Source organism: Phormidium sp. CCY1219, assembly GCF_035615515.1.
Classification (GTDB): Bacteria; Cyanobacteriota; Cyanobacteriia; order Cyanobacteriales; family Laspinemataceae; genus CCY1219.
Window position 1 is genome coordinate 1 of the sequence record NZ_JAJENT010000501.1, and the last position, 1038, is coordinate 1038.

Annotated in this window: 3 protein-coding genes; all 3 read right to left on the bottom strand. The window is 48.9% G+C overall.

Translation table 11 applies throughout. The features are described 5' to 3' along the window. The coding region (locus LKK83_RS13010) for a hypothetical protein (RefSeq protein WP_324631584.1) at positions 1 to 467 on the bottom strand (467 nt) is incomplete at its 3' end. A gap of 65 nt (positions 468 to 532) precedes the next feature. Then, the gene (locus LKK83_RS13015) at positions 533 to 787 is read right to left on the bottom strand and encodes a hypothetical protein (protein ID WP_324631585.1); all 255 of its coding nucleotides are present in this window, start codon (positions 785 to 787) and stop codon (positions 533 to 535) included. Beyond that, a partial coding sequence (locus LKK83_RS13020) for a hypothetical protein (RefSeq protein WP_324631586.1) occupies positions 784 to 1038 on the bottom strand: 255 nt, incomplete at its 5' end. The genes LKK83_RS13015 and LKK83_RS13020, both read right to left, overlap by 4 nt.

Genomic DNA, 1038 nt, shown 5'->3' on the forward strand with positions numbered 1-1038 from the left:
GTCTGCTTGCCGGCTTTGAGCAGTTTGACCAGCAGGTGGTGGTCGTCGATTTTGGTCAGTTCTTTGAGGGCGCTGATACTCCAGGATTGTACCGAGTCATGGATGAGTTGTTGGATGCGCTGTTTTTGCCGGTCGAACCACTGGGAAATCTGGATTAAGGCGCGTGCCATCCAGGTGGAGCCACCAAAATCGGAGGAGTCCAGCCATTTTTCGAACAGGCGATCGCCTTGGGTGAGTCCCCGTTCGCGGCACAGTTGGTGCAGCACTTGCCGCAAATTTCGACCGATTTCTAGGCCGCTGAGGAAGGTCTGGCGGACGAAACCGAAGAACTGGGAAAGTGCTTGTTTTGCTTGCTGTTGGAGGGTTTCAGAGCCGAAGGCGGCGTAGTCGTAGTCGGTTTTGAGAACGAATGGAGCCACGGTATTTTGCTCGGCAAATGTTTGACCTGATTGAATTTGAGTTATCATAATGATGGTTTTTTATGTAAATGGGTCTCCCGTTGCTGCGGGGGACTTTTTTGTTTTTTAACCGACTACTTGTCTTCTTGTGCTTTAAACCTCAGCAAATCATCGATCGCTAGGTTTGAGCGTCCAGTTTCCTTTCTTACCCAGTCTCGCAGTTTGACCAGTGTGGCAAACTCGGCTTTGGCTAAAAGACCGGATTTGGCTGAAGACAAAGTGCGTCGATCGACCTTGTTGCCTTCGACTAAGAGTTCCTCATACACAGAGGAAATTGACTTGCCTTCAGGCCAGTATGGACTCAGATCAACGTAGACTTTCTCTTTCACAGCTTTGTATTTTCTCGATGGGATCGTCTACGCTGATGTTGCCATACTTCAATCTTAATACGATAACGTTCATACGTCAACACATCAAATAAAGGCAAGAAATAGGCAAAGTTAAGACGGGTATTGGCGCTTTCGCGCGATCGCGCCCGTAACATATGGCGGACGTACCCGAAAAACTGGGAAAGTGCTTCTTTTGCTTGCTGTTGGAGGGTTTCAGAGCCGAAGCTGCTGTAGTCGTAGTTGAAGCGGAA